This is a genomic window from Variovorax sp. 01T432, assembly GCF_056398605.1.
The window spans coordinates 34,277-40,885 of sequence record NZ_JBFTPS010000057.1 but is presented as its reverse complement, the minus strand read 5'-3'; the positions used below and the strand labels follow the sequence as shown (position 1 = coordinate 40,885).

Annotated in this window: 5 protein-coding genes; all 5 read left to right on the top strand. The window is 65.5% G+C overall.

Annotated features, from left to right (window positions below; all coding sequences use genetic code 11):
- The first annotated feature begins 499 nt into the window (after window positions 1–499).
- The 5 genes from AC1DNF_RS29690 to AC1DNF_RS29670 all read left to right on the top strand — a co-directional run bounded on the left by AC1DNF_RS29690 (window position 500) and on the right by AC1DNF_RS29670 (window position 6,600).
- Window positions 500–1,672 carry an isovaleryl-CoA dehydrogenase gene (locus AC1DNF_RS29690; RefSeq protein WP_478152245.1) on the top strand — a complete coding sequence of 391 codons (1,173 nt, stop codon included), beginning with the start codon at window positions 500–502 and terminating at the stop codon, window positions 1,670–1,672.
- A gap of 138 nt (window positions 1,673–1,810) precedes the next feature.
- The gene (locus tag AC1DNF_RS29685) at window positions 1,811–3,514 is read left to right on the top strand and encodes an AMP-binding protein (protein ID WP_478152244.1); all 1,704 of its coding nucleotides are present in this window, start codon (window positions 1,811–1,813) and stop codon (window positions 3,512–3,514) included.
- Entirely contained in the window at window positions 3,511–5,130 is a 1,620-nt protein-coding gene (locus AC1DNF_RS29680) for a carboxyl transferase domain-containing protein (protein ID WP_478152243.1), read from the top strand. The genes AC1DNF_RS29685 and AC1DNF_RS29680 overlap by 4 nt, the downstream gene beginning before the upstream one ends.
- Before the next feature lie 17 nt (window positions 5,131–5,147).
- The gene (locus tag AC1DNF_RS29675; RefSeq protein ID WP_478152242.1) at window positions 5,148–5,657 is read left to right on the top strand and encodes a DinB family protein; all 510 of its coding nucleotides are present in this window, start codon (window positions 5,148–5,150) and stop codon (window positions 5,655–5,657) included.
- 151 nt (window positions 5,658–5,808) lie between these two features.
- Entirely contained in the window at window positions 5,809–6,600 is a 792-nt protein-coding gene (locus tag AC1DNF_RS29670) for an enoyl-CoA hydratase/isomerase family protein (protein WP_478152241.1), read from the top strand.
- Window positions 6,601–6,609 lie beyond the last annotated feature (9 nt).

Sequence of the window (6,609 nt, the reverse complement as noted above, 5' to 3'; positions counted from 1 at the left end):
ATCGTCATCACCACCCGCCCCACGCCCATCCAGGCCAAAGCCTTCAAGCTGCTCGGCGTGAACCCCGTCTGTTCCCAGTAGCGCACCCGCACATTTCAAGAATGTCTCGACGAATCAAGGGCTTGTGTGCAGCACTCTTCAAAGCTCGGTCTAGCTGCTGCATCGCGAAACCCGAAAGCAGCTCGAACTGGGCGGCGGTGACGCGCGCCTGGGAATTTCTCAGATCGCGCGGCGCAATCTGTGCCTGGGCCAAGGCCTCTGAAGGGTCGATGCCATAGCGCTCATAAGCGCGCACGATCGCCTGTACAAAGGCCATCGGCGTGGCGGACCGGGGGGCGGGCCGAAGAGGCGAGGAAGGCATTGAAGTGACGACGGGCGATGGCGCGATTTGCAACCATTGTGGCGCCAAATGCAACGACACAGGGCGTAAGCTCCAGCTTTCCGCGCAGGGCGAGGCCCGCCACCTGTCGCGCGACCGATTCATGAAGGAGACAACCCCATGCACGATCCCGGCCTGAACTTCGACCTGGGCGAAACCATCGACTCGTTGCGCGACGCGATCCAGGATTTCGCCGCCGAAGAGATCGCGCCGCGCGCGGCCGGCATCGACCGCGACAACCTGTTCCCCGTGGATCTGTGGAAGAAGCTCGGGCACCTCGGCCTCCACGGCATGACGGTCAAGGAAGAGTTCGGGGGCACCGAGCTCGGCTACCTTGCGCACATCGTCGCCATGGAGGAGGTGTCCCGGGCCTCGGCCTCGGTCGGGCTTTCCTACGGTGCCCACTCCAACCTGTGCGTGAACCAGATTCACCGCAACGGCACTGACGCCCAGAAGAAGAAGTACCTGCCCAAGCTGGTGAGCGGCGAGCATGTGGGCGCGCTCGCGATGAGCGAGCCCAACGCCGGGTCCGACGTCGTCAGCATGAAGCTGCGTGCCGAGAAGAAGGGCGACCGCTATGTGCTCAACGGCGGCAAGATGTGGATCACCAATGGCGGCGACGCCGACACGCTGGTGATCTACGCCAAGACCGAACCTGAAATGGGCGCCCGCGGGATGACGGCCTTCATCGTCGAGAAGGGCTTCAAGGGCTTCTCGGCCGGCACCAAGCTCGACAAGCTGGGAATGCGCGGTTCCAACACCTACCCGCTCTTCTTCGACAACTGCGAAGTGCCCGAGGAGAACGTGCTGGGCGGCGAGGGTGCTGGCGCCAAGGTGCTGATGAGCGGGCTGGACTACGAGCGCGCGGTGCTGTCGGGCGGACCGCTCGGCATCATGGCGGCGTGCATGGATGCCGTGCTGCCCTTCGTGCACGAGCGCAAGCAGTTCGGCCAGAGCATCGGCGAGTTCCAGTTGATGCAGGGCAAGTTGGCCGACATGTATTCGACCTGGCAGGCCACGCGCGCCTATGTCTACGCGGTCGGCAAGGCCTGTGACCGCAATGATCATGCGCGCACCTTCCGCAAGGACGCGGCGGGCGCCATTCTCTATTCGGCCGAGAAGGCGACCTGGATGGCCGGCGAGGCAATCCAGGCGCTGGGCGGCGTGGGCTACACCAACGAATTCCCCGTGGGCAGGCTGTGGCGCGATGCGAAGCTCTACGAGATCGGCGCCGGTACCAGCGAGATCCGGCGCATGCTGATCGGGCGCGAGCTGTTCGCGGAGACGGCGTGACATGAAATTCTCCGGGGCATGCCCACCTCGGGGGAGCGCCAACGCCCTGACGGGGCTGCGGGCCGGCGAATCCGGTTCCGCGGCAGCCACTGGACTGGCATGCTAGCGGCACGGCGTAGAAAGAACAGGAGAGAGACCATGGAACTGAAGGCGAGCCACGCACGAGGCGCCACCGACATTCCGCTGATCGAGCAGACGATCGGCGATTTCTTCGACGACATGGCGGCGCGGCAGGGCGATCGTGAGGCGCTGGTCAGCGTGCACGAGAAGAAGCGATTGAGCTATCGCGAACTCCGGCGCGAAGCCGATCGCCTGGCGAGCGCGCTGCTCGGGCTCGGGCTGGCGCCCGGCGACCGCGTGGGCATCTGGTCGCACAACAACGCACCATGGGTGCTGATGCAGATCGCCACGGCGAAGGTCGGGCTGATCCTGGTCAATATCAATCCCGCCTACCGCACGTCCGAGCTCGAATACGCGCTCAACAAGGTCGCCTGCAAGGCGCTGGTCACGATGAGGAGCTTCAAGACCAGCGACTACGTCGGCATGCTGTCCGAACTGGCGCCCGAACTCGCGAGTTCGAAGCCCGGTGAGCTGAAGGCCGCGCGCCTGCCGCATCTGCGTACCGTGGCATGGATCGACACGGCGCAAGACGCCGGCGAACTGCCCGGGCTGATGCGCTTCTCGAAGCTCCTCGAAAGCGGCGACCCCGATGACGCGCGCATCCCTGCCATCGCCAGGACCCTGAAGGCAACCGATCCGATCAACATCCAGTTCACCAGCGGCACCACCGGTTTCCCCAAGGGCGCGACGCTGACGCACCGCAACATCCTCAACAACGGCTTCTTCATCGGCGAATGCATGAAGCTCACGCCGGCGGACCGCCTGTGCATTCCGGTGCCGCTCTACCACTGCTTCGGGATGGTGCTCGGCAACCTCGCCTGCCTCACCCATGGCGCGACCATCGTCTATCCGAACGACGGCTTCGATCCGCTGGCCGTGATGCAGACCGTCCAGGCCGAGAAATGCACGGGGCTGCATGGCGTGCCCACCATGTTCATCGCCGAACTCGACCATCCGCGCTTCAAGGAGTTCGACTTCTCGAGCCTGCGTACCGGCATCATGGCCGGCTCGCCGTGCCCCACCGAGGTGATGAAGCGCGTCGTCGACCAGATGAACCTGCGCGAGATCACCATCGCCTACGGCATGACCGAGACCAGCCCCGTGAGCTGCCAGAGCTCGACCGACACACCGCTCGAGAAGCGCGTCTCGACCGTCGGCACCGTGCAGCCGCACCTCGAGATCAAGATCGTCGACCCCGAGACCCATGAGGTCGTCGCTCCCGGTGTCTCGGGCGAGTTCTGCACGCGCGGCTATTCGGTCATGCACGGCTACTGGGAAGACGAGGAAAAGACGCGCGAGGCGATCGACGCCGAAGGCTGGATGCACACGGGCGATCTGGCCACCATGGATGTCGAGGGCTACGTCAACATCGTGGGCCGCATCAAGGACATGGTCATCCGCGGCGGCGAGAACATCTACCCGCGCGAGATCGAGGAATTCCTCTATCGCCATCCCAAGGTCCAGGACGTGCAGGTGGTCGGGTTGCCCGACAAGCGGTACGGCGAGGAGCTCTGTGCCTGGATCATTCCCAAACCCGGCCAGACGGTGAGCGAGGATGAGGTGCGCGAGTTCTGCAAGGGCCAGATCGCGCATTACAAGGTGCCGAGGTACATCCGGTTCGTCTCCGAATTCCCGATGACCGTCACCGGCAAGATCCAGAAATTCAAGATTCGCGAAGCGATGAAAAGCCAGCTCGGGCTGGACGAAGAAAAGACCGCATGACCAAGCTTGAAACCCATCTCAACGCCCGTTCGGCGGAATTCCAGACCAATGCCGCCGCCATGCGGGCGCTGGTAGTGGATCTGCACGCGCAGTTCGCCAAGGTCGAAGCCGGCGGCGGCGAGGCGGCGCGCAGCAAGCACACTGCGCGGGGCAAGCTGCTGCCACGCGACCGCGTCGCGCAACTCCTCGACCCAGGGACGCCCTTCCTCGAAGTGGCGCCGCTGGCGGCGCATGCCATGTACCACGGCGCCGCGCCGGGCGCGGGGCTGATCGCGGGCATCGGTCGCGTCAGCGGCGTGGATTGCATGATCGTCTGCAACGATGCGACAGTGAAGGGTGGCACCTACTACCCGATGACCGTCAAGAAGCATCTGCGCGCCCAGGAGATCGCCGAGCAGAACCGGCTGCCGTGCATCTATCTGGTGGATTCGGGCGGCGCCAACCTTCCGAACCAGGACGAAGTGTTCCCGGACCGCGAGCACTTCGGGCGCATCTTCTACAACCAGGCGAACATGAGCGCACTGGGCATCGCCCAGATCGCGGTGGTCATGGGGTCGTGCACCGCGGGCGGTGCCTATGTCCCGGCGATGAGCGACGAAAGCATCATCGTCAAGAATCAGGGCACCATCTTCCTCGGCGGTCCGCCGCTGGTGAAGGCCGCCACGGGCGAGGTCGTCACCGCCGAAGACCTGGGCGGTGGCGACGTGCACACGCGGCTGTCGGGCGTTGTCGATCATCTGGCGCAGAACGACCTGCATGCGCTGGCGCTGGCGCGTGCGGCCGTGGCGAACCTCAATGCCAGGGCCGGCAGTGCAGGCAAGGCCGCTCGCGCGGCGGGCGCCATCCGCCCGCCGGAATTTGCGGCCGAAGAACTCTACGGCGTCATCCCGGTCGATACGCGCAAGCCCTTCGATGTGCGCGAGATCATCGCGCGCATCGTCGATGGCAGTGAGCTCCACGAGTTCAAGTCGCGCTTCGGCAGCACGCTGGTCTGCGGCTTCGCCGAGATCGAAGGCATGCCGGTGGGCATCGTCGCCAACAACGGCATTCTCTTCAGCGAATCGGCGCAGAAAGGTGCGCATTTCATCGAGCTGTGCTGCCAGCGCAAGACCCCGCTCGTCTTCCTGCAGAACATCACCGGCTTCATGGTCGGGCGCAAGTACGAGAACGAGGGCATCGCACGCCATGGCGCCAAGATGGTGACGGCGGTCGCGACCGCCAACGTGCCCAAGTTCACGATCATCATCGGCGGCAGCTTCGGCGCGGGCAACTACGGCATGTGCGGCCGCGCCTTTTCCCCGCGCTTTCTCTGGATGTGGCCGAACGCGCGCATCAGCGTGATGGGCGGCGAGCAGGCCGCGAGCGTGCTTGCCACCGTCAAGCGCGACGGGATCGAGGCCAAGGGAGGGCAATGGAGCGGCGAGGAGGAGGAGGCCTTCAAATCGCCGATCCGCGACCAGTATGAAGCGCAGGGCCACCCTTACTACGCGACAGCGCGGTTGTGGGACGATGGGATCATCGATCCGGCCGACACGCGCCGGGTTCTGGCCCTGGGCCTTGCCGCCGCGCGCAACGCGCCGATCCCCGAGCCGAGATTCGGCATCTTTCGCATGTGACCGGAGGAGATGGCGACATGACGCTCCCGAATTACTTCGCCAGCCTCGGGCGCTATCACGTGTGGGCCACGCGCAGGCTGCTCGAATCGAACCTGCCGGCGCTCTCCGACGCCGACTGGTACCGCGATTGCGGGCTTTTCTTCCGCTCGGTGCATCGGACGGTCAATCACCTCCTGGTGACCGACGACATCTGGTTTGCGCGGCTCGCCGAAGGCCATTCGCTTCGCATCCCGCTCGACACGGAACTGCACACCGGGCGCGCCGATTCGTGCGAGGCCCTGGGCCGAGCGGTCACGCGCTGGGGACCCTGGCTCGCGACGCTGCCCGCGGAGCGCTTCGATGGCGAACTGGCATACACCAGGAACAACGGCGAAGAAGTGCGCATTCCGTTCGCGCCGGCGCTCGGGCATGTGTTCAACCACGCGACACACCATCGCGGTCAGCTGACGGCCGCGCTGACGGCCATGGCTCAGCAGGGTCCGGAGCTCGACTGGGTCCAGCTGCTGCAGCAGGAAGCAAGGCAATGAACCACCCCCAGACTTCGCGCACTTCGTGTCGCTTCGCCTTCCCCCTTGCAGGGGGCAACACCTGTGGCCCGGCGAAGCCGGTTCCGCGGTGTTCCGCGGTTGGACTTCGCTTTGGTGGTCCGGGATTTGCGCAGAAGGAAGGAAAACGCCGATGAGCAATTTCACGACGCTCGAATTCGCGATCGACGGGGCCGTCGCACGCATCTGGCTTAATCGCCCGGAGCTTCGCAACGCCTTCGACGATGTCGTCATCCGCGAACTCGGCGACGCGTTCTCGCAGGCCAGCGCGGCGCCCGATGTGCGGGTCGTCGTGCTGGGCGCGAACGGACCGGCGTTCTGCGCCGGTGCCAACCTCAACTGGATGCGCCGCGCGGCCGATTTCACCCACGAGGAGAACCTCGCCGACGCAGGCGGTCTCGCAGCGATGCTGCGCGCCATTCACCAAAGCCCGAAGCCGGTCATTGCCCGCGTGCAGGGTGATGTGTACGCGGGCGGCATGGGGCTGGTCGCCGCCTGCGACATCGCGGTGAGCGTCGATACGGCCTGGTACTGCCTGAGCGAAGTGAAGATCGGGCTGGTCCCCGCGACCATCAGCCCTTACGTCCTGCGCGCCATGGGCACGCGTGCCGCTCAGCGCTGGTTCCTCACGGCGGAGCGCTTCCCTGCGGCGGAGGCCCTGCGCATCGGCTTCGTGCACGAGGTCGTCGCCGCGGATGCGCTGGACGCCAAGGTCGCCGAGATCGTCAAGTCGCTGACCAGTGCCAGCCCGGCGGCAGTCCGTGCCTGCAAGCAACTGATCGCGGACGTGGCAGGGCGCGAGATCGACGATGCACTGGTGGCGAAGACGGTGCGGGGCATCGCCGATATCCGTGCGAGCGAAGAGGGCCGCGAGGGCGTGCGGGCCTTCCTGCAGAAGCGCAAGCCGTCCTGGCTCACGCCGTGAAACTTCAAC

What these genes read in the sequence shown, in the direction of transcription:
- AC1DNF_RS29680 (WP_478152243.1), top strand. Translation starts at nt 3,511, where the DNA reads ATGACCAAGCTTGAAACCCATCTCAACGCCCGTTCGGCGGAATTCCAG.
- AC1DNF_RS29670 (WP_478152241.1), top strand. Translation starts at nt 5,809, where the DNA reads ATGAGCAATTTCACGACGCTCGAATTCGCGATCGACGGGGCCGTCGCA.
- AC1DNF_RS29690 (WP_478152245.1), top strand. Translation starts at nt 500, where the DNA reads ATGCACGATCCCGGCCTGAACTTCGACCTGGGCGAAACCATCGACTCG.
- AC1DNF_RS29675 (WP_478152242.1), top strand. Translation starts at nt 5,148, where the DNA reads ATGACGCTCCCGAATTACTTCGCCAGCCTCGGGCGCTATCACGTGTGG.
- AC1DNF_RS29685 (WP_478152244.1), top strand. Translation starts at nt 1,811, where the DNA reads ATGGAACTGAAGGCGAGCCACGCACGAGGCGCCACCGACATTCCGCTG.